Genomic DNA, 19,866 nt, shown 5'->3' with positions numbered 1-19,866 from the left:
ACTGCCCAAACGTACATGCCCCTATGTACGTTTTTTTTATGTGAATGTGAACTACAATTAGGCAGAAAGTAATGATTGGAGAGGAGTATTCGATGTCTGGTTTTTTATATAAATTAGGGGGATGGTCTGCCCGCAATCGATTAAAAATGATCAGTGCGTGGCTCGTGATACTGATCGTTTCGATTGTGATCGCCATCTCGTTAAAACCTGCTTTTTCTGAGGATATGTCAATTCCCGACACACCTTCTGAAAAGGCGATGGATATGATTCAAAAAGAATTTTCAAAGGGTCCCGATAAAGGAAGCATACGGGTTATTTTCGGAGCTGAAGACGGGAAGAAATTGACGTCAAAACCGGAAAAACAAGCGATTGAAGAGACATTAAAGAAGATCAAAACAGATCATTCAGTCGCTTCGATTGCAAGTCCTTTTGAGACAGGAACCATTTCTAAAGACGGATCAGTGGCATATGCCGATATTACGTACAAAAAAGCGGCGGATGACATTACGGATGCGTCTGTTTCACATATTAAACACAGTCTGTCCGCCGCAGGAGACAAAGGTCTGCAGACGGAGCTCAGCGGCGATGTGCCGGGGGCCGGTGTTGAAATCGGCGGTGTATCTGAAATTGTCGGCGTTGTGCTGGCATTCGTCGTACTGGCTATTACGTTTGGTTCATTAGTCATAGCGGGGCTTCCGATTGTCACGGCCCTGATTGGGTTAGGCGTAAGCGTCGCGCTGACGTTAATCGGGACACAGTTCTTTACGATAGCCTCGGTCAGTTTCTCATTATCCGGAATGATCGGACTGGCCGTCGGGATTGATTATGCGCTGTTTATCTTTACGAAGCATCGTCAGTTTTTGGGCGAAGGTGTACAAAAAAATGAATCGATCGCTAAAGCCGCGGGAACGGCTGGCAGCGCCGTCGTTTTTGCGGGACTGACCGTGATCGTCGCGCTTTGCGGATTGACCGTTGTCGGCATTCCGTTCATGTCTGCCATGGGATTGACTGCGGCACTCAGTGTGCTGATGGCTGTATCGGCTTCTGTTACGCTGGTGCCTGCGGTGTTGTCAATCGCAGGAAAACGGATGATTCCGAAATCATACAAGAAGAAAGAAAAGAAAAGCGCCGACACGAATGCCTGGGGGCGCTTCGTTACAAAGAAGCCTATTCTGTTAAGCATTTTCAGCATTATTCTTTTAGCCGTCATCAGTCTGCCGGCCATGCATTTAGAGCTGGGGCTGCCTGATGCGGGAATGAAAGCGAAAGACAGCCCGGATCGCCGCGCCTATGATCTTTTGTCTAAAGGATTCGGCGAGGGCTTTAACGGCAAGCTGACAATTGTTGCCGATGCAAAAGGGGTCAAGGGGAACAAAAGTGAAGCATTTCAAGACGCCGTGAACGAAATGAAGGACTTGCACAATGTGGCGAGCGTCACACCGGCCATGCCGAACGAAAAAGGGAACTATGCCATTATTACGGCAGTGCCTGAAACCGGGCCGAATGATAAGGCAACGAAAGAGTTAGTGCAGGATATACGGAAACGATCAGACAAAAACGGCATCCGCCTGCTCGTCACCGGGTCAACCGCGGTGAACATTGATATTTCAGATCGGTTAAACGATGCCATTCCGGAATTCGCCATTCTCATTGTCGGGTTTGCGTTTGTATTGCTGACCGTTGTTTTCCGCTCGCTTCTCGTGCCCCTTGCCGCCGTCGTCGGCTTTTTGCTGACGATGACCGCTACACTCGGGTTATCGGTATTCATATTGCAGGATGGGAATTTCACCGGCTTGCTCAGCATTCCGGAAAAAGGCCCGATTCTCGCCTTCCTGCCTATTTTAGCGATCGGTATTCTTTTCGGACTGGCGATGGATTATCAAGTATTCCTTGTCAGCAGAATGAGAGAAGAATATGTCAAAACAAAAAATCCGGTACAAGCCATCCATGCCGGATTGAAACATAGCGGACCTGTCGTAACAGCGGCGGGACTGATCATGATTTTCGTCTTTGCGGGGTTCATCTTTGCGGGAGAAGCTACGATCAAATCCATGGGCTTGGCAATGACCTTCGGTGTTCTTTTTGATGCGTTCATTGTAAGAATGACCATTATTCCGAGTGTCATGAAGCTGATGGGACATGCGGCCTGGTACTTGCCGAAGTGGTTGGATAAAATCATTCCGAACGTGGATATCGAAGGCCATAAGCTGACACAAGGCAAAACACCGGAGAAACCGGAAGAATAAAATGAAAAAGCAGATCGTTATGATCTGCTTTTTTTATGTGCTGATCGCATTCATGAAAAGAGAAAAAAGCTTTTTCATGTCTTCATGTTTTTTTGTCAGCATTTCAGGATGCCATTGCACGCCGACGACAAATAATTCACCTGTCCGTTCAATCGCTTCAATGGCCCCGTCTTTCGCATAAGCCGCGGCTTTAAACGAAGGCGCCGTTTCTTTTATGATCTGGTGATGGAATGAATTCACCCGCGCTGAATCGCCAAACAAAGAATGGAGACGTGTCCCTTTTTCAAAGGAAACATGATGGGTTTTTAACGGCGGATCTTTTTCTTGATCGTGCTTGATTTCAGCAAATGAAGCGTGTGTCAGATCCTGATATAAAGTTCCCCCGTAAGTGACGTTTAACATATGCATCCCCCGGCAGATGGCCAGAATCGGCTTTTCTAAAGCAACCGCCGTGAGAATCAGCTCCTTCTCGTAGGCGTCCCGATCAGGAAAGATCTTTCTTAAAGCCTGTAAAGGTTCTTCGCCGTAAAACAGCGGGTCTATGTCCTGGCCGCCGGACAGAATGATCCCGTCAACATGAGAGACCTGTTCCTTTACAAGCGCCGTCTCTTGAATCACCGGCAGTATAAACGGCACACCGCCGGCCTCAGAAACAGACTGAATATAATCATTATTGACATATGCCCGATTATAACCCGGGAAAGGACCGGATTGATCAGCCATAATGTTTCCCGTAATTCCGATGCGTTTGGCCATCCAGCGTTCACCTGAACCTTTCTTTCTGAACCTTCTCGTATGAATCTGAACGTAGGTTGTACAAATCAGTTTGAAATTATTCTTCATGATACGTGAACTTTCCAAAATAAAACCCGTGACAATCACGGGTTTTTACATTCATTTCAATTTCTTGATTTCTTCCGTCAGCTCTTTGAATTTTTGATCAAGCTCACGATATTGTTTATCAGCCGGAGTCATGAAGCTGAGTTTTCCGAGGACTTCCTGCCGTTCGGTTTCAAGCTTTAATCGCAGTTCTTCAGCATCGTCCCTGACAGAGGGGGATTCTTTCCATTGTTTTCGGACGCTGCCATTTGAGATATCAAGCCGGATGTCCGTCGTCTTTTCGAGAAAGTAACGATCATGAGATACGATGATAAGCGTTCCGTCGTATCGGGCCAAAGTGTCTTCAAGCTGCTCGCGTGACGGCAGATCAAGGTGGTTTGTCGGCTCATCCAGAATCAGCACATCTTTCTCCTCTAAAATAAACGCCATCAGTTTGCATTTGACCCGCTCTCCCATGCTCATCTTGCCGATGGGTTCCGTCCATTGCGCTGCGGTAAATCCTAAATGCTTCATGAGGGATTGAACATTTCCCCTTGCTTCGAACGTTTCTTTGTAAAAAAGCTGTTCGGGGGTTTTATCAAGCGGGAGGTCGAATACTTCCTGGGTTAAATATCCGACGTTTGCAGACGGAGAAATCCATATGCTGCCGTCCTGTGCTTTTTCCTGACCGAGGATGACCTTCAATAATGTTGTTTTCCCGCTGCCGTTCGGGCCTGTAATCGCGATCTTTTCACCGTGCATCACAGTGAAATTCACGTTTTTGAAAAGCGTTCGGCCGTCATATGACTTTGTGACATCACTTACTTCTAAAAAACGCTTTCCCGCTTTTTTGCGGTGCTCAATGGAAAAACGGACTTCATACTCCGCTTCAACCGGTTCTGCTTTCGCTTTTTCAAGCTCTTTTTCAAGACGCTTCTGCTTTGATTTAATCTGGGCGTCGGTGCGTTTTGCTTTTACACGATGGTATTCTTTAAAGCCTTCTATTTTCGTTGATTGGGCGTGGGCTTTTTTCGACCAGGCGCTCAGCTCGTTCATTTGAGCTTCAATCCGTCTGATCATATTTTGCTGATTCTCATATTCCCGCTGCTGTGTCAGCCTTCTCTGTTTGCGGACCTCCATATAGCTTGAATAATTCCCTTTATGTTCAATGAGTTTCTTTCCTTCGATGGCCCAGATTTTTGTCGCCGCTGCATCTATAAAAGCACGATCATGCGAAACGAAAATAATGGTGCCTTTGTAATTCTTGATCTGATTCAGCAGTATTTCTAAACTGTGCTGATCGAGGTGGTTCGTCGGCTCATCTAATAATAAAAGGCTGCTTGAGGAGGAGAAACCTTTGGCAAGACGGGCTTTCAGTTTTTCTCCGCCGCTCAATTGCGAAAAGGCGCGTGCGGGCACGTTCCACTTTTCTAACAAGGCTGCCTCCGCAGGCTCCGGATGGCCGGAATCATAAGCTTCCGTTTCTTGTTCCACCATATATATGTTCACATCTTGCATCATCTGAATCTGTCCTTGTGACGGCGCTTTTTGATTGCAGATCAATTGCAGCAATAACGATTTGCCGGCGCCGTTTTTACCGATAACGCCGATGATGTCACCTTGCTGAACGCTCGCGCTGATCTGTTCAAAAAGGGGAACGCTGTTGATTTCATAACTGATGCCGCTTATTTTTAACATTTCTTTCATATGTCAATCCCTCGCTTTAAAGGGAGGACAAAAAAATCCTCCCAATTGATTTGGAAGGATTAGCCGTACCTGTGCATGATCAAATAAGCTATTTTCACATAGCTTTCGTATCGTATAGAAAATAGGATTAGTTAATCATTGTCCACCCATCATCCCTTCGTATTTGTTACAAACAGTGTAGCACACACTTATCTGTAAAAGCAAAGGGTATAAGCCTTTTTATTCCAGATTGGAGGCTTCCCACTCTTCTTCTAAAACGGCATAATAATATTCATCCCACCATTCATTATCATGGGGGATGCATTTTTTAAAAAAGCCTTCCCGTCTCATCCCGATCTTTTCCATCACTCGGTGCGAAGCCGTGTTTTCCGGCTGACATGTCGCAATGATCCGGTGTAAGTTCATCTTGTTAAACCCGAATGCCAGCACGGCGCGCGCCGCCTCTGAAGCATATCCTTTGCCCTGGTATTCCGGGTGAAACACCCAGCCGATTTCATACGTATGATCGCCAAAATACTGAAAAAAAGCAATGTGGCCAATGACCGTTTTCTCATCCTTCAATAAAACGGGAAACTTCCGGGCATGTTCACCGCTGTTTTCAGTAACGAATTTCCTGGCATCTTCTTCGGTAAAGACACCCTCTGGTATATATTTCATGACATTCGGATTTGACGTGTACGCATAGACATCCTGCCAATCTTCCGGCTCAAATGTCCGAATGACGAGCCTGTCAGTTTTGATATTCATTTTTTATGTTCCTCCATCAAAAAAGATTTCATTTACTACTTCGATTGAAAGATGTAAAAACCTTTGAGCGGAGAAGAGCCGAATAAAAAAAGCCTGCAGCTATACACTGCAGGCGATTATTTTTCATTTGCGGCGGCGGGCAGGTTTGTAAATCCGAATTGCCCTCCGACAGCTTCTTTTACTTCATGAATAACGATAAATGATTTCGGGTCAATTTTTTGAACATGTTTTTTGATTTTCAGCAATTCGTTCTTTTTAATGACGACATAGATAATGCGCTTGTCTTTGCTGCCGTAATACCCGTATCCGTAAAAAATCGTCGCCGCGTTGCCGTACTCAGAGGTGATGGCTTTGGCGATTTCTTCGTATTGGTCAGACATAATGGTGAGGGCTTTTTTATTATGGAAACCCTCAATGACAATATCGACGATTTTGGCGCACAGATATACGAATATAAACGTATACAGCATGTGATTGATGCCGATCGCTAAAACGGATGCGAAAATGATGACACAATCCATATAAAACATGCTTTTCGAGATGTTAAAGCCCTTTGTGTAATTCAATAAATACGCCAAAAGCGTGGTCCCGCCGGTAGATCCGTCAGCGATAAAGATCAATGCCAGCCCCGCTCCCATCAGCAGAGCGCCGAATACAATCCCGAGCACCATGTCGTGCACGCCGAACGGAATAAAGCTGACGATGCTGAGAAAAACAGAAGTCATCCCCGTACCGAGTATCGTGTATAAAATCGTTTTTTTCGTTAAAAATTTATAAGCCAGCCCGATAAAAATCAAATTTACAACCAGAGTCGTAATACTTGCAGGTATATGGAAAAGATAATATAACACGAGAGCGATTCCCACGGTGCTGCCGTCCCCTAAATGATTCGGGATGACGAAAAATTCCACGGACGCCGCAATAAGAAAGGCTCCGGCCATAATCATCAGTATATCCTTGCAAATGTTCTTCATGTGCAAACCTCCTCTGCAGTCAAAAATATATAAAAAACAAAAACGCCTCAAAAATTATCCAGCAGAACTAAATAATTTTTAAGACGAATCATTCACAATCTCGTTTGTTCATTCAGTAAAGAATGATCAGCTTCAATATCGAAGATTATATAGACACCTTCACATCTTGTCAATGCCGTGAAAATTGATTTTTCTGCAGTGTATATGAGGTTTAAATCAAGTTAAAACGAGGAATTATATCAGAAGAGTTTTCATTTCTGCTCTATCAATAAGAGAAATGTAATGAAAGACAACGAAGAAGGGATGATGACATTGGAACGAATTTTTATCAGTCCGGCCAAATACGTGCAGGGAAAAAACGCCATTGAAACGATCGGCGGACATCTGGAGGGCGTTGGTGAAAAAGCCGTCGTCATTGCGGACAAAACCGTATGGGATATCGCGGGCCACAAGGTGACGGCTGAATTAAAGAAAAGCAATATTTCTTCTGAAGAGGCGGTTTTCAACGGCGAAGCCTCCCAGGAAGAAATGAAAAGAATTGCCGGCATCGCAGAAAAAGCAGGCGCGACTATTGTCATCGGAGTCGGCGGCGGTAAAACGCTTGATACGGCCAAAGCCGTATCAGATGAAATAAACGGCTACACCGTTATCGTGCCGACGGCCGCTTCAACGGATGCTCCGACAAGCGGGCTGTCTGTCGTATATTCTGAACAAGGCGCGTTCGAAAACTATCGTTTCTATCATAAGAATCCTGACTTGGTTCTGGTCGATACGAAAATCGTCGCGGAAGCTCCGCCGCGCTTTTTAGCATCAGGGATTGCCGATGCGATGGCGACGTGGATAGAGGCGCGCAGTGTCATCGCCAATGGCGGTAAAACGATGGCAGGCGGAATTCCTACCATCGCCGGAGAAGCTATCGCGGAAAAATGTGAAGCGGTGTTATTCAAATACGGCCGTCTCGCTTATGAGTCTGTGAAAGCGAAAGCCGTTACGCCCGCATTGGAAGCGGTGGTTGAAGCCAATACACTTCTGAGCGGACTGGGATTTGAAAGCGGCGGCTTAGCTGCGGCACATGCCATTCATAACGGATTTACCGCGCTTGAAGGTGAAATCCATCACTTGACCCACGGTGAAAAAGTGGCATTCGGCACGCTCGTTCAATTGGCGCTGGAAAAACGTTCGCTTGAGGAAATTGAGCGGTATACCGCGTTTTATATCAGCTTGGGGCTGCCTGTCACACTTGAAGACATCAAATTGAAAGACTCATCTAAAGAGGACATTATGAAAGTGGCAGAAGCCGCGACGATTGAAGAAGAAACGATTCATGCCGCTTTTGACGTGACGGCTGACGACGTGGCGGATGCCATTATAGCGGCTGATCAATACGCAAAAGCATTTAAAGAAAAACACGCGTAAAACCTTTTACCGCGTGACCCGGAACCAAGGGCTGTTACAGCCCTTGGTTTTTTTTATGCCCTTTGAAAACTTTTAAAAATAAAGAAAAAATTATGATACAATATACAAATGTTTTGAGAGATTGACAAAGGAAAGGTGGGAACGATATGCTGCATAATCCGACCGGTAAGGAGCGGCTTGCGCTTGCTTTTCTTCTCGGAATGCTTGCGATACTGGGGCCGCTCAATATAGATATGTATCTGCCGAGTTTCCCTGAAATCGCCGAAGATTTAAGCGCCCGCGCTTCGCTTGTCCAGCTCAGTTTAACCGCTTGTCTGATCGGACTGACAATCGGACAGGTTGTTGTCGGCCCGTTAAGTGACGCGAAGGGAAGAAGAAAACCGTTATTACTATGTATTTTTTTATTTGCGTTGTTTTCTCTGTTTTGCGCGCTTGCACCGAACATTGCAACACTAGTGATTGCCCGTTTTCTTCAAGGGTTCACCGCTTCGGCAGGACTCGTTTTATCCCGTGCAATCGTCAGAGATGTGTTTACGGGAAGAGAGCTTTCTAAATTTTTCTCGCTGCTGATGGTCATTACCGCCGTCGCGCCGATGGTGGCGCCGATGACGGGAGGCGCGATTTTACTGCTTCCGTTTGCATCATGGCATACGATTTTTCTCTTTTTAACGTTTATCGGTTTTTTGCTTGTAATCATCATTGCGCTCAAGCTGACAGAAACCCTGCCGCCGGAAAAGCGGATTCCGAGCTCCATCGGAAATTCCGTGCGGACAATGGGAAGCCTGCTGAAGGATCGGTCATTTATCGGCTATGCGCTGACGGTCGGTTTTATTCACGGCGGGAGCTTTGCGTATGTCTCCGGAACGCCTTTCGTGTATCAGGATATTTACGGAGTATCGCCTCAGGTATTCAGTGTTTTATTCGGCATAAACGGTCTGGCGATCATTACCGGAAGCTTTATCATCGGGCGTTTCGGCGGGATCATTCACGAAAAAAGCCTGCTGAGAATCGGCGTGATTACAGCGATGACGGCGACTGCCGTTCTGCTCGTCATGACGATCATTCACGGGCCGCTGGCGGCACTGGTAATTTCCATTTTTATTTATATGATTACGATCGGCATGACGCTGACAAGCACCTTTACATTGGCGATGGAAAAGCAGGGACACCGCGCGGGAAGCGCAAGCGCACTGCTCGGCATGCTTCCGCTTCTTCTCGGTTCCATCGTGTCGCCGCTTGTGGGGATGAATGAAGCGACGGCCGTCCCGATGGGGGCGATCATGTTTACGACATCCGTTATCGGTTCCATCGCTTTTTTCGCCTTAACAACAAAACCGGAGAAAGCAAAAAAGGAGTGAAATGATTCATTCCTTTTTTTGATGCCCGCTATTCATATTTCTTCAGCACGATCGCCGAATTATGCCCGCCAAAGCCGAATGAGTTGGAAAGGCCGATCGTTAACGATTGCTGGCGGGGCCCGTCTGCTACATAGTCCAAATCACATGCCGAATCAGGGTGCTGCAGATTGATCGTCGGCGGAATGATGCCGTGTCTCAGGCTTTCTGTCAGAGCGATGGCTTCAACGCCGCCTGCCGCGCCAAGCATGTGGCCGAGCATTGATTTGTTGGCCGTAACTGGAATGTCATAGGCAAGCTCCCCGAATAATGTCTTGATGGCCAATGTTTCAGAAAGATCTCCGGCTTTTGTGCTTGTCGCATGGGCGCTTACGACATCAATGTCTTCCGCTGAAACGTTCGCCTTTTTCAAAGCGTTTTTCATCGCCAGGTATGCGCCCGTTCCTTCCGGATGGGAGGCTACCATATGATAGGCGTCAGAGCTTGCGCCGTAGCCGAGCACCTCACAAAGGATCGGGGCATTTCTGCCGATTGCGCTATCCAATGATTCCAATACTAAGATGCCCGCGCCTTCACTCATGACAAACCCATCGCGATCCGCGTCAAACGGCCGGCTTGCCGCGGCGGGGTCTTCGTTTCTCGCTGACAGCGCGTGGGCATTGCCGAAGCTGGCTAATGACAAATTCGTAATCGCCGCTTCCGCTCCCCCGGCAAACATGATATCTGCGTCATCATTCCGAATGGCGTTGAATGCTTCCCCGATCGACGTATTGCCGATGGAACACGCGGTGACGGGAGAAAGTGAGGGGCCGAGCGCGCCTAATCTGATGCTGATTTGAGCGGCGGCCGCGTTTGAGATCATCATGGGGACAAGGCTCGGGCTCACTTTTCGCGCTCCCCGTTCATTTAAAGTATGAACGTTATCAATCAAAGTCGTGATGCCGCCGATTCCCGAACCGACGTACACGCCGAGGCGTTCACGGTCAATCTGATCGAGCTGAATCCCGGAGCTTTCAAGCGCCTGTTCCGCTGCCGCTAAAGCAAACTGGCTGAAACGGTCAAGCCGTCTCGCTTCTTTTCTGCCCCATCTTTCTTCTGCGTCAAAATCACGGACGGTGCCGGCTATTTTTGTCTTTGAACCGGAGACATCAAACGAATCGATGAAAGAGATTCCCGATTTTCCTTCCGTCAGGTGTTTCCAAAATGTATGCACATCATTGCCGAGAGGTGAAATCACTCCCATTCCGGTGATCACAACTCTTTTCATGGTCATTCCTCCTTCAGTATGTATTTATTGTAACTCGCAATTATCCTATTACAAGTTGTTGATTATCCTAGTATAATGAATACCAGGGTAAGAGAGGAGAGATTCGGTATGATACCAGAAGGAAGATTACAGGCGCTTTCAGAGTTTTTAAAAACGCAGCGGGCCAAAATTTCTCCGCAGATGGCCGGGCTGCCGATGGGCACACGGAGAAGAACGCCCGGACTCCGAAGAGAAGAGGTCGCGCAATTAGCCGGCGTAAGCACCACGTGGTATACGTGGCTGGAGCAGGGCAGAGATATTAAAGTGTCCGCAGCCGTATTGGACGCCGTTTCCGATGCGCTGCAGCTCAACAAAGATGAGAGAAATTATTTATACGCGCTTGCCATTGAGGAGGGCGTGAAGCAGCCGTTTACCGCGGAGGAAGAAGCGGTTATCAGCCCGTCGCTTTCAAAAATCCTGCAGGAGCTCCGTTATTGTCCCACCATTATCTCGGACAGGCGGTGTCATATCGTAGGATGGAACCAGGCCGCGGCTCACGTGTTTTTAGATTTTGAACAAATTCCTCCTGAAAAACGGAATCTCATAGAGCTATTGTTTTCCAGAAAAGAATTAAGAAGTTTAGCCGTGAACTGGGAGCACTTTGTGAAAGGATTCATCGCCATTTTCAGAACGTATTACGGCCAGTATGTAGCTGATACGTGGTATTCTCAGTTTATAGAAGAAATGGAGAAAACGTATTCGGAATTTCATACGCTGTGGAATGAGAGCGAAGTCAGCTCGGCACCCGAAGTATTAATTGAGTTCCGCCACGCGAAGGCGGGAAAAATGGTCTTTAACCTGACTTCATTTCAGGTTCAGGGCAACAGTGATCTGCGCTGCAGTGTGTATACGCCGGTAGATCATACCGAAACGGAAGCAAAGCTGAAAAAGCTCTTCGAAAACAGGTGAAGAACAGAAAAAAACGGGAGGCGGCCGCCTCCCGTTTTCAGTTTAAAATAAAAGCATGAGACCGGCGATGGCCGGTGTTAAAAAGATGGCTGATTTCAGAATGACTTTCGGCACGAGGTTGGTGAATTTCGCTCCGACATATGCGCCGCACATCGTTCCGATCAGCACTTTGACCAACAGCATATAATCGACAAATCCTTCCGTCACATAACCGAGTCCTCCGCCGACCGCAAGCGGGATAATGACAAGCATGGTGGTGCCGACCGACTGGCGGATGGATAAGCGCAAAAGAATCATTAAGCCGATTTGGATGAAAGGGGCAGAGCCGATCCCGAATGTTCCGGACAAGATTCCTGCGATGACACCGAGTACAACGGCTTTCACCCATATATTCAGATTGCTTTGCCGTCCGGAATCTTCATGTGTTTCTTTTACAATAAATAACCGGACTAAAATAAGCAGAGCAGATAAAAACAGCATGCCCGCCGTCAAGTAATGCAGCAAATCTGCGGGGATAAGGGAAGTAAGCCTTGCCCCGAAAAACGAACCGAATGCCGCAAAAACGCCGACGATGAGGCCGATCTTCATCTGAATATTGCCTTCACGGTAGTGGCTGAAAGCCCCCGACAAACTTGTGAAAGCCATTCCGGCGAGGGAGGTGCCCAAAGCCGTATGAATCGGTACGTGAAACAGTATAGTTAAAAGTGCAATGACAAAACCGGCTCCCCCGGCGCCGATAAACCCGAGAATAATCCCGAGAAGAAACATAACGAGTATAATAAGCACAATCTTCTCCTCCATTTAGATGCCTGATCACCATGTTCCGCTCCGCTGTATCAGGTTCTAATAATCGACCGTAGTCCGTCGACCGTCGTCTAATATCTTTATGTTACCTCAAATTTAAGGTATTGGCAAGAAGCCGAATCGCTTTTATACAGAGGGTTTACAGCTCTTTCACCATCACTTTTTCCCCGTTTGAGTCCAGCTCTCCATTGAATAAGAAGCCGAATTTTTGATAAAGCCGCAATGCGTGGACGTTATCTTCAAACAGGCTTAAATAAATCCGTCTGCAATCATATATTTGAGCGAGATGACGGATTAGGGCATCAAGCAACAGCTTGCCCAATCCCCGTCCCTGATAACGTTCATCAATAAAAAAACGGTCAAGCCACACTCTGCCGTTTTCATTTTCCTCATCATATTCCGGAAACCATCCGTACATGGCAAAGCCGACCAATTCCCCGTTAACATAAAGACCGGCCGGCTGATAATGCCGGCAATCCTCAGCATCTTGTAAGCACTCTTCCGCGGTTTCAATAAATGAAGTCTGGCTTTCACTTACATGAAGCGCCAGTATATCGGCACGGTTTTCTTCCGTGACTGTTCTGATTTCAATCGTCATACTTGTTACTCCTCTTCCGCTTTTTTTGAGACGGTAAAGCTTTCATTGCGTAAGCCATTTGTGAATCAGCTTTCTCTCGGATACAATGATCATCATAAAGGATATGGTTACCGTATAGTCAAGGAGGCATTATGAGCGAAGACGTCAGAAAATACTTCACAACGGGTGAATTTGCAAAACTGTGCCACGTAAAAAAACAAACCCTGTTCCATTATGACGAGATCGGCCTGCTTTCTCCGGAAATCAAAAAAGCGAATGGATACAGATACTATTCCTATCATCAATTCGAACTGTTCCAGGTCATCGGTCTGTTTAAGGAGGTCGGCGTGCCCTTAAAGCAGATCAAACCGCTCTTAACAGACAAAACTCCTGAAGGTATCATCACGCTTTTAAAAGAGAAATCTTCAGAAATCGAAAGCAAAATCAAAAAGCTGGAGCACCTGCAAAGGATGATTCAGACAAAGGTGAAGCTGACCGAACAAGCCTTGGAGACAGACTTTTCCTCCGTCTCATTGCAGCGATTAGATGAAGAGACACTTATGATAGGACGACCCGTACTCCATTTGCCAGAACGGCAATACACTGCCGCCATTTCCGAATTGATCCGCTATATGCGGGTACATGAACTCGATCAGGGGCATCCGGTCGGCGGACTGTTTGCGCGGGAGCAGATTCTGAAAAAAGAATTCTACAACTACACCCATTTTTATATGAAGACAGAAGAAGGCATAGAGAATAGAGTCCTCCATATCAAGCCGAAAGGGCTTTATGCCGTCGGGTACCAAATAGGGGATGAAGCGGAAGCGGCTTACCGCAGCATCATGCAGTTTATTGAAGAGTATGGGCTGGAAATGGGCGATTATGCATATGAAGAATATATGTTTGATGAGGTTGTGGCGGACGGGTTTGACAATCAGATCACAAGAATCCAGCTGCAAGTCCGCAATCGATAAAGCCGGTGCCGCCGTTCGTTTACGTCTTCTAACAAACCTTGTATAATGAGAAAAATCAGATTGCAATTGAGGTGAAACACGATATGTTTCTAGCGCCCTTATTTGAACATGATGTACCGGCAGCACTTCTCCGCCCTTAATGGAGGAAAGTGACTGCGCTTCTCTCCGTTAGGGCATATGACGTGACCTAATATGATAACGGAGGGTGCATCAAATTGAAAAATACATTGTTCGGTTCGATTTATTTGACATTGGCCGCCAGTATCTGGGGAGGTATGTATGTCGTTGTAAAAGTTGTGGTAGCGGTCATTCCGCCGCTTGAACTGGTATGGCTGAGATATGCGGTGGCGCTTCTTTCGCTTTTGATTCTCAGTTTGTTTACACGCCAATCCTGGAAAGTTCATAAACGTGATTTATTACTGATCGCTGCGATCGGATTGATCGGCAACACGATTTCGATCGTCACGCAGGAAATCGGCACGAAATTATCAACCGCGCAGATGGGTGCGATTATTACGGCATCCACTCCCGCATTTATGGTTGTATTTGCCCGGCTGATGTTGAAAGAGCGGTTAACGCTGAAAAAAGGAATATCGACAGGGCTGGCGACGATCGGAGTATTGCTCATTGTGGGGAACGGAGATCTCGATATGTCGAGCCAGCTCGGCGGTCTCTCGCTTCTGGCTGCGGCGCTGACATGGGCTTTGATGTCCGTGCTGATGAAACGGGTTCCCGGCCATTACTCACCGCTTGTCGTCACAACGTATTCCATTTGCGTCGCATTTGTCATCCTGACCCCGTTTACAGCGGGCCCGCTTCAGGAGATTCCTTTGTCTCAGCTTGCCCGGCCTGAGATATGGGGCGGACTTTTATATTTGGGTGTGATCTCAACCGCCTGCGCGTTCATGCTTTGGAATCGCGGATTGCAATTGCTGAATGCGGCAAGCGGCGGTCTGTTTTTCTTCTTTCAGCCGCTTTCCGGGACATTGCTCGGCTGGCTGCTGCTGGGAGAGACGATCGGAGGAACCTTCTGGATCGGGGCGGCCCTTATTGTTTCAGGCGTCGTTCTCGTCATGAAAGAAAAATAGAAAATGAAAAAAAGCCATTCAGCAAATGAATGGCTTTTTTCTGTTTTCCCGGCAGGATTCGCCCCTCCATAAACAGAAAACAAGGAGCAGAAACGGATCATGGGCACCGGTACTCTCAAGGTGCAATACCCGGACCCTCAGGGTTTCGTCAATTAACATAACGGGCGGTGAAAAAATGGAGCCAAAATGGCTTGAATGGGCAAAACAGCTTCAATCCGCGGCGCAAGCGGGGCTGGCTTATTCCAAAGACATATATGATATTGAGAGATTTGAAGAAATAAGAAAAATAAGCGTGGATATCATGGCGCATCATACCGGCATCGACAAAAGAATCATTAAAGACGTATTCGCCGGTGACACGGGCTATCCCACTCCGAAAGTTGATATCAGAGCGGCAGTTTTTAAAGATCAGAGCATATTAATGGTAAGAGAGAAAAGCGACGGCAGATGGGCGCTGCCGGGCGGATGGGCTGATATCGGGATTTCTCCGGGCGAGACCGCTGTCAAAGAAGTAAAAGAGGAGTCGGGAATCGACGTAAAGCCCGTTAAACTGTTAGCTGTAATGGATAAGAAATGCCATTCCCATCCGCCGTCCGCCGTCCACGTTTACAAAGTGTTTATCAAATGCGAGATCATCGGCGGCCGGCTCAGGGAGGGAACGGAAACAAGCGCGGCCGGCTTTTTTGCGGAAACGGAACTGCCGCCGCTATCTGAAGCCCGCAATACGGAAAGTCAGATTGAAAGGATGTTTGCATATCTCAAACATCCGGACGAACCCGTTTATTTTGATTAAGGCAGCAATCAGAAAGAAAAGGGGGCCCGATTATAATGGAGGATTCAATTAAACAGCAGGCGCAGCGGCAATTTGCCAAAAACGCCGCGAAATATGTGACTAGTCCAGGACACGCCGCAGGAGAGGATTTGGCGTATCTCGTTTCAGCTTCCGGTGCCGAAAAGCATATGAACGTGCTGGATATCGCGACGGGAGGCGGACATACGGCTAACGCTCTCGCTCCTCTCGTACGCTCTGTTATCGCATATGACCTCACGGAAGAAATGTTAGCAGCCGCTGAAGCATTTATAACCGGAAACGGATGGACGAACGTGTCATTCGAAAATGGCGATGCTGAAAAGATGCCGTTTTCCGATGCTGCTTTCGATATCGTCACATGCAGAATCGCGGCGCATCATTTTCCCGATGTCAGAGCCTTTGTTCATGAAGCGTTTCGGGTTGTCAAACCGGGCGGCAGACTGCTTCTCATTGACAATACCGCACCTGAAAAGGATGAATATGACCATTTTTATAATGACATTGAAAAGAAACGGGATCAGAGCCACTTTCGGGCGTGGAAAAAAACAGAATGGCTCCGTTTTCTGGAGACAGCCGGCTTCCGGATTGAATCCGCTGTCTGCTTTTTGAAACCATTTCAATTTACCGTCTGGTGTGAACGGGCAGGCCTGACTGAAGAGAAAGCCGCATTACTGGAAAAACAGATGCTGGATGCTCCTCGTGATATACAGCGGTTTTTTTCTGTAGAAAAGGATCAATCAGGCCGTATTGCGGGCTTCACAGGTGAATCGGCCTGTTTCTGCGCGGTCCGTCCCGTCTGAGACGAAAAAAACCGCTGTGCAGTTTTCCTGCCCGCGGTTTTTTCGTATTATCTGTTCTTGATTTGAGAAATAATAGCGGAAGTGACATCTTCCGTTGAATGTTTTCCGCCGACATCAGGAGTCAGAATGCCGCTGTTTGTGACCGTTTCAATAGATTGTAAGAGGAGATGGCCCAGTTCCTCTTCTCCGAATGAATCGAGCATTAATTTCGCCGTCCATATTTGGCCTATAGGATTGGCAATTCCTTTTCCGACAATATCCGGGGCGGAGCCGTGAACAGGCTCAAACATGGAAGGGTATTTGCCGTTTACATTGATGTTGGCTGCGGGAGCGATTCCGATGCTTCCCATAATCGCCGCGCCGATATCTGTCAGCACATCTCCGAACAAATTCGAAGCGACAATGACATCAAAGCGTTCCGGCTGCGTGACAAAGAAGGCCGCCAGTGCATCGATGTGCTGGGAATCCGTCTCAATCCCGGCGTACTCCCGGCTGACCTCTTTAAAGATGTCATCCCAGAACGGCATCGAGTGAATAATACCGTTTGATTTCGTCGCGCTTGTGACGTGTTTCCGCCGACTTGCCGCCAGTTCGAAAGCATACCGCATCACTCTTTCCGTACCCCGGCGGGAAAAGACCGCGTTTTGTATGGCGATTTCGTCCTCACCCTGATAGATTCTGCCGCCGACAGAGCTGTACTCGCCCTCACTGTTTTCGCGGACGACTATCAGATCAAAATCCTTCGGGTTAACGAGGGGGGAAGTGATTCCCGGCAGGAGCTTTGCCGGCCGCACATTAATCACCTGTTCAAATTCCCGGCGTATCTTAATGAGCAGCCCCCACAGCGAAACATGATCGGGGACGAGTTTTTGATTCCCCACCGCTCCCAAAAACAAAGCATCAAAGTGCTGTAACGTTTCTAATCCATCATCCGGCATCATAGTCCCGTGCTCCAAATAATACTCGCAGCTCCACGGAAAAGAAGTGAAATCAAAGGCAATGCCTCCATGTAATTCGGCGATCGCGTTCAACACCCGCTCCGCTTGCGGAACTGTTTCTTTCCCCACACCGTCCCCCGGTATGCTGGCAATCTTGTAAGTTTTCATGTTTCCGTCACCTCTGAATGAATTGTTTTCGGTTTACGGCAGACCGTCGACCGTCGTTCATCATAATTCCATATTACGCCACATCCGATATGCTGACAAGCTCGGGAATGTTGCTTCCATAGATAAACTGTTATATGATCTTGGTAACAATAAGGCCTAAATTGTATGAAGAGGTAGGAAAGATGGATAATTTTAAATTAGATAAGCCAATCCCGTATTATCTGCAATTTTATTCCCAATTGAAAAAAATGATATTTGACGGGATTTTTAAACCGGGTGAACGGCTGAATGAGACTCAGCTGGCCAAGGATTTCGGAGTCAGCCGGTCGCCGGTCAGAGAAGCCATGCGGCTCCTTGAAAAGGACGGGCTTTTGACGGCAGACGATCGAAACGGCTTTGTCATTTATTCTTTGTCCGTTAAGGATGTTGAAGAGATTTATAAAATCAGAATGTCACTTGAATCAATGGCGGTCGAACTCGTTATTGATGAAGCGGCTGAGAGTGAAATTGACCTCATTGAAAAACAGCTGCGGGAGACGGAAGAAGCCATCAATAAAGGCGTCAAAGAGACTGAGATTATTTCCTTAAACGAGTCGTTTCATCGGCTCCTTGTGGATTTCAGCCGCAACAGCCGGCTGGCCATGCTGCTTGAGCATGTCAATGTGCTGATTCATTTTTGCAGAGTTCTTAATTTTAAAGGCGATGACCGTGCGGAAGTGATCTTACATGAGCACCGGAAAGTCTTTGAAGAAATAAAAAAGGGCGACAAAACAAAAGCCGTGCAATATATGACGGAGCATCTCAAGCATGATGAAGAACATCTGAAAGGCGTGCTCAAAGCGGGAGAAACAGACGAATCATCACGATAGACAAGGTGAAAAGCCTTGTCTTTTTTTTGGCCGATGTCATCGAACCGTCATAAAGACCTGACGGATGTTCCTTGCATGATTTTTTCCGCGTCATTTATGATGGATATGGAAGAGACGCAAAAAAGGCAAAGGAGTTTGAAAAATGGCGAAACATATTCTGATGATCAATTTTCCCGCAGAAGGACACGTAAACCCGACTTTGGGTATGACAAAGGCCTTCAGCGAACGGGGCGATCACGTTCATTATATCTCAACGGAAAAATACAAAAGCAGACTGGAAGGAGTAGGGGCGAAAGTTCATCTTCACAGCGATCTGCTCAGAATAACACCCATTGATCCCGGCAGTCCGTCCGGCATACTTGCATTTTTAAAGGTTCATATCAAAACGTCACTGGAGATTTTACATATTGTGCAGCGGCTGGCAGAGGACATTCAATTCGACGCCGTCTATTATGATAAATTCGGTGCGGGAGAGCTGGTGCGGGATTATCTCAACATTCCCGGCATCTCTTCTTCAGCATCCTTCCTATTCAATGAAGACCTTCTGAAAATACTGCCGCTCCACCCGGAATCGGGCGTGCCGTTTCAGCCGGACAGGGAATGTGAAGAGCTGTTGGCCGAGATGAAAGACAAATACGGTGTCGCCCCTGACAGCATGGTTCAATTTATGAACAACACAGGTGAATTGAACGTCGTCTATACAAGCAGGTATTTTCAGCCCGAAAGTGAGACATTCGGAGATGAGTATTTATTTATCGGTCCAAGTTTTCCGAAGAGAAAAGGGCGCGTCGACTTCCCGATTGACTCATTAAAGAATGAAAAAGTCATTTATATCTCAATGGGAACGGTGCTCGGGGACACGGAAGCATTTTTCAATCTGTGCATAGACGCGTTCTCAGATTTTGAAGGAAAAGTAGTCATTGCCGCCGGGGAAAAAGCCGATCTGTCGAAAATCAAACAGGCGCCGGAAAACTTTATCATCGCCCCGTACGTGCCGCAGCTTGAAGTGCTGGAGCAGGCCGACGTGTTTGTCACGCATGGCGGAATGAACAGTGTAAATGAAGGCATTCATTATCAAGTGCCGCTGGTGGTCATCCCGCACGATAAAGACCAGCCGATGGTTGCGCGCCGCCTGACTGAATTGGATGCAGGCTATACCGTGCAAAAAGATGAAGTAAGCGCTGAAAAGGTAAGGCTTGCCGCGGAAGAAGTGCTGCATAACGGAAAATACAAACAAGGCATTCAAGCCATTAATGAAAGCTTTAAAGAATGTACGGACATGAAGGATGTTCTGGCCCGGATCGACCGGTTTATTGAACAAAAACATGCTCAATAATACATGGAAAAAGCCTGTTTCC

Annotated in this window: 18 protein-coding genes; 10 read left to right on the top strand and 8 right to left on the bottom strand. The window is 47.2% G+C overall.

Annotated features, from left to right (window positions below):
• Window positions 1–92: 92 nt before the first annotated feature.
• On the top strand, window positions 93–2,246 hold the full coding sequence (locus tag K3G25_RS17740; RefSeq protein ID WP_232489448.1) for an MMPL family transporter: 2,154 nt from the start codon (window positions 93–95) through the stop codon (window positions 2,244–2,246).
• 33 nt (window positions 2,247–2,279) lie between these two features.
• On the opposite strand, the gene K3G25_RS17735 is transcribed toward K3G25_RS17740, so the two are convergent.
• The 4 genes from K3G25_RS17735 to K3G25_RS17720 all read right to left on the bottom strand — a co-directional run bounded on the left by K3G25_RS17735 (window position 2,280) and on the right by K3G25_RS17720 (window position 6,493).
• Window positions 2,280–3,002: a gamma-glutamyl-gamma-aminobutyrate hydrolase family protein gene (locus K3G25_RS17735; protein ID WP_232489447.1), complete on the bottom strand. Its 723-nt coding sequence runs from the start codon at window positions 3,000–3,002 to the stop codon at window positions 2,280–2,282.
• Between the two features lie 138 nt (window positions 3,003–3,140).
• Complete coding sequence (abc-f, locus tag K3G25_RS17730; protein ID WP_022552673.1) at window positions 3,141–4,772, bottom strand: ribosomal protection-like ABC-F family protein; 1,632 nt, start codon at window positions 4,770–4,772, stop codon at window positions 3,141–3,143.
• A 219-nt stretch (window positions 4,773–4,991) separates the two neighbouring features.
• The gene (locus K3G25_RS17725) at window positions 4,992–5,519 is read right to left on the bottom strand and encodes a GNAT family N-acetyltransferase (protein WP_022552674.1); all 528 of its coding nucleotides are present in this window, start codon (window positions 5,517–5,519) and stop codon (window positions 4,992–4,994) included.
• Window positions 5,520–5,635: 116 nt separating this feature from the next.
• On the bottom strand, window positions 5,636–6,493 hold the full coding sequence (locus K3G25_RS17720) for a YitT family protein (RefSeq protein WP_003156057.1): 858 nt from the start codon (window positions 6,491–6,493) through the stop codon (window positions 5,636–5,638).
• A gap of 282 nt (window positions 6,494–6,775) precedes the next feature.
• Between K3G25_RS17720 and K3G25_RS17715 the strand changes: the two genes are divergently transcribed.
• Window positions 6,776–7,909 (top strand): glycerol dehydrogenase, encoded by a 1,134-nt coding sequence (locus K3G25_RS17715; protein ID WP_232489446.1) that lies wholly within the window; start codon window positions 6,776–6,778, stop codon window positions 7,907–7,909.
• 146 nt (window positions 7,910–8,055) lie between these two features.
• Window positions 8,056–9,267 carry a Bcr/CflA family efflux MFS transporter gene (locus K3G25_RS17710; protein WP_094296441.1) on the top strand — a complete coding sequence of 404 codons (1,212 nt, stop codon included), beginning with the start codon at window positions 8,056–8,058 and terminating at the stop codon, window positions 9,265–9,267.
• A 28-nt stretch (window positions 9,268–9,295) separates the two neighbouring features.
• Here K3G25_RS17710 and fabF read toward each other — a convergent pair whose 3' ends face one another.
• On the bottom strand, window positions 9,296–10,531 hold the full coding sequence (gene fabF, locus K3G25_RS17705) for a beta-ketoacyl-ACP synthase II (protein ID WP_021495025.1): 1,236 nt from the start codon (window positions 10,529–10,531) through the stop codon (window positions 9,296–9,298).
• Window positions 10,532–10,639: 108 nt separating this feature from the next.
• On the opposite strand from fabF, the gene K3G25_RS17700 reads away from it, so the two are divergent.
• The gene (locus K3G25_RS17700; protein WP_014417044.1) at window positions 10,640–11,479 is read left to right on the top strand and encodes a helix-turn-helix transcriptional regulator; all 840 of its coding nucleotides are present in this window, start codon (window positions 10,640–10,642) and stop codon (window positions 11,477–11,479) included.
• A 42-nt stretch (window positions 11,480–11,521) separates the two neighbouring features.
• On the opposite strand, the gene K3G25_RS17695 is transcribed toward K3G25_RS17700, so the two are convergent.
• Together K3G25_RS17695 and K3G25_RS17690 are read right to left on the bottom strand one after the other, a co-directional pair.
• Complete coding sequence (locus K3G25_RS17695; protein ID WP_021495024.1) at window positions 11,522–12,265, bottom strand: sulfite exporter TauE/SafE family protein; 744 nt, start codon at window positions 12,263–12,265, stop codon at window positions 11,522–11,524.
• A 157-nt stretch (window positions 12,266–12,422) separates the two neighbouring features.
• The gene (locus tag K3G25_RS17690; protein WP_021495023.1) at window positions 12,423–12,881 is read right to left on the bottom strand and encodes a spermine/spermidine acetyltransferase; all 459 of its coding nucleotides are present in this window, start codon (window positions 12,879–12,881) and stop codon (window positions 12,423–12,425) included.
• Window positions 12,882–13,012: 131 nt separating this feature from the next.
• On the opposite strand from K3G25_RS17690, the gene K3G25_RS17685 reads away from it, so the two are divergent.
• The 4 genes from K3G25_RS17685 (at window position 13,013) to K3G25_RS17670 (ending at window position 16,533) form a co-directional block, all read left to right on the top strand.
• Window positions 13,013–13,834 (top strand): MerR family transcriptional regulator, encoded by an 822-nt coding sequence (locus K3G25_RS17685; RefSeq protein ID WP_232489445.1) that lies wholly within the window; start codon window positions 13,013–13,015, stop codon window positions 13,832–13,834.
• Window positions 13,835–14,049: 215 nt separating this feature from the next.
• Window positions 14,050–14,922: a DMT family transporter gene (locus K3G25_RS17680; protein WP_014417048.1), complete on the top strand. Its 873-nt coding sequence runs from the start codon at window positions 14,050–14,052 to the stop codon at window positions 14,920–14,922.
• Window positions 14,923–15,097: 175 nt separating this feature from the next.
• Window positions 15,098–15,715 (top strand): NUDIX hydrolase, encoded by a 618-nt coding sequence (locus K3G25_RS17675; protein WP_014417049.1) that lies wholly within the window; start codon window positions 15,098–15,100, stop codon window positions 15,713–15,715.
• A gap of 35 nt (window positions 15,716–15,750) precedes the next feature.
• The gene (locus tag K3G25_RS17670) at window positions 15,751–16,533 is read left to right on the top strand and encodes a class I SAM-dependent methyltransferase (RefSeq protein ID WP_014417050.1); all 783 of its coding nucleotides are present in this window, start codon (window positions 15,751–15,753) and stop codon (window positions 16,531–16,533) included.
• 47 nt (window positions 16,534–16,580) lie between these two features.
• On the opposite strand, the gene K3G25_RS17665 is transcribed toward K3G25_RS17670, so the two are convergent.
• Window positions 16,581–17,639, bottom strand: a complete 1,059-nt coding sequence (locus K3G25_RS17665; RefSeq protein ID WP_021495021.1) for a tartrate dehydrogenase — start codon at window positions 17,637–17,639, stop codon at window positions 16,581–16,583.
• Window positions 17,640–17,821: 182 nt separating this feature from the next.
• On the opposite strand from K3G25_RS17665, the gene K3G25_RS17660 reads away from it, so the two are divergent.
• Together K3G25_RS17660 and K3G25_RS17655 are read left to right on the top strand one after the other, a co-directional pair.
• The gene (locus K3G25_RS17660) at window positions 17,822–18,508 is read left to right on the top strand and encodes a GntR family transcriptional regulator (RefSeq protein WP_232489444.1); all 687 of its coding nucleotides are present in this window, start codon (window positions 17,822–17,824) and stop codon (window positions 18,506–18,508) included.
• 142 nt (window positions 18,509–18,650) lie between these two features.
• On the top strand, window positions 18,651–19,844 hold the full coding sequence (locus K3G25_RS17655; RefSeq protein ID WP_232489443.1) for a macrolide family glycosyltransferase: 1,194 nt from the start codon (window positions 18,651–18,653) through the stop codon (window positions 19,842–19,844).
• The last annotated feature ends 22 nt before the right edge of the window (window positions 19,845–19,866 follow it).

Origin of the sequence: Bacillus sp. FCW2 (assembly GCF_021228595.1) — a bacterium.
Classification (GTDB): domain Bacteria; phylum Bacillota; class Bacilli; order Bacillales; family Bacillaceae; genus Bacillus; species Bacillus velezensis.
The sequence above is the reverse complement of the archived record's forward strand: the minus strand, read 5'-3'. Positions and strand labels throughout refer to the sequence as shown.

What these genes read in the sequence shown, in the direction of transcription:
- K3G25_RS17715 (WP_232489446.1), top strand. Translation starts at nt 6,776, where the DNA reads ATGAAAGACAACGAAGAAGGGATGATGACATTGGAACGAATTTTTATC.
- K3G25_RS17740 (WP_232489448.1), top strand. Translation starts at nt 93, where the DNA reads ATGTCTGGTTTTTTATATAAATTAGGGGGATGGTCTGCCCGCAATCGA.
- fabF (WP_021495025.1), bottom strand. Translation starts at nt 10,531, where the DNA reads ATGAAAAGAGTTGTGATCACCGGAATGGGAGTGATTTCACCTCTCGGC.
- K3G25_RS17685 (WP_232489445.1), top strand. Translation starts at nt 13,013, where the DNA reads ATGAGCGAAGACGTCAGAAAATACTTCACAACGGGTGAATTTGCAAAA.
- K3G25_RS17720 (WP_003156057.1), bottom strand. Translation starts at nt 6,493, where the DNA reads ATGAAGAACATTTGCAAGGATATACTGATGATTATGGCCGGAGCCTTT.
- K3G25_RS17655 (WP_232489443.1), top strand. Translation starts at nt 18,651, where the DNA reads ATGGCGAAACATATTCTGATGATCAATTTTCCCGCAGAAGGACACGTA.
- K3G25_RS17670 (WP_014417050.1), top strand. Translation starts at nt 15,751, where the DNA reads ATGGAGGATTCAATTAAACAGCAGGCGCAGCGGCAATTTGCCAAAAAC.
- K3G25_RS17700 (WP_014417044.1), top strand. Translation starts at nt 10,640, where the DNA reads ATGATACCAGAAGGAAGATTACAGGCGCTTTCAGAGTTTTTAAAAACG.
- K3G25_RS17675 (WP_014417049.1), top strand. Translation starts at nt 15,098, where the DNA reads ATGGAGCCAAAATGGCTTGAATGGGCAAAACAGCTTCAATCCGCGGCG.
- K3G25_RS17660 (WP_232489444.1), top strand. Translation starts at nt 17,822, where the DNA reads ATGGATAATTTTAAATTAGATAAGCCAATCCCGTATTATCTGCAATTT.
- abc-f (WP_022552673.1), bottom strand. Translation starts at nt 4,772, where the DNA reads ATGAAAGAAATGTTAAAAATAAGCGGCATCAGTTATGAAATCAACAGC.
- K3G25_RS17665 (WP_021495021.1), bottom strand. Translation starts at nt 17,639, where the DNA reads ATGAAAACTTACAAGATTGCCAGCATACCGGGGGACGGTGTGGGGAAA.
- K3G25_RS17735 (WP_232489447.1), bottom strand. Translation starts at nt 3,002, where the DNA reads ATGGCCAAACGCATCGGAATTACGGGAAACATTATGGCTGATCAATCC.
- K3G25_RS17725 (WP_022552674.1), bottom strand. Translation starts at nt 5,519, where the DNA reads ATGAATATCAAAACTGACAGGCTCGTCATTCGGACATTTGAGCCGGAA.
- K3G25_RS17690 (WP_021495023.1), bottom strand. Translation starts at nt 12,881, where the DNA reads ATGACGATTGAAATCAGAACAGTCACGGAAGAAAACCGTGCCGATATA.
- K3G25_RS17710 (WP_094296441.1), top strand. Translation starts at nt 8,056, where the DNA reads ATGCTGCATAATCCGACCGGTAAGGAGCGGCTTGCGCTTGCTTTTCTT.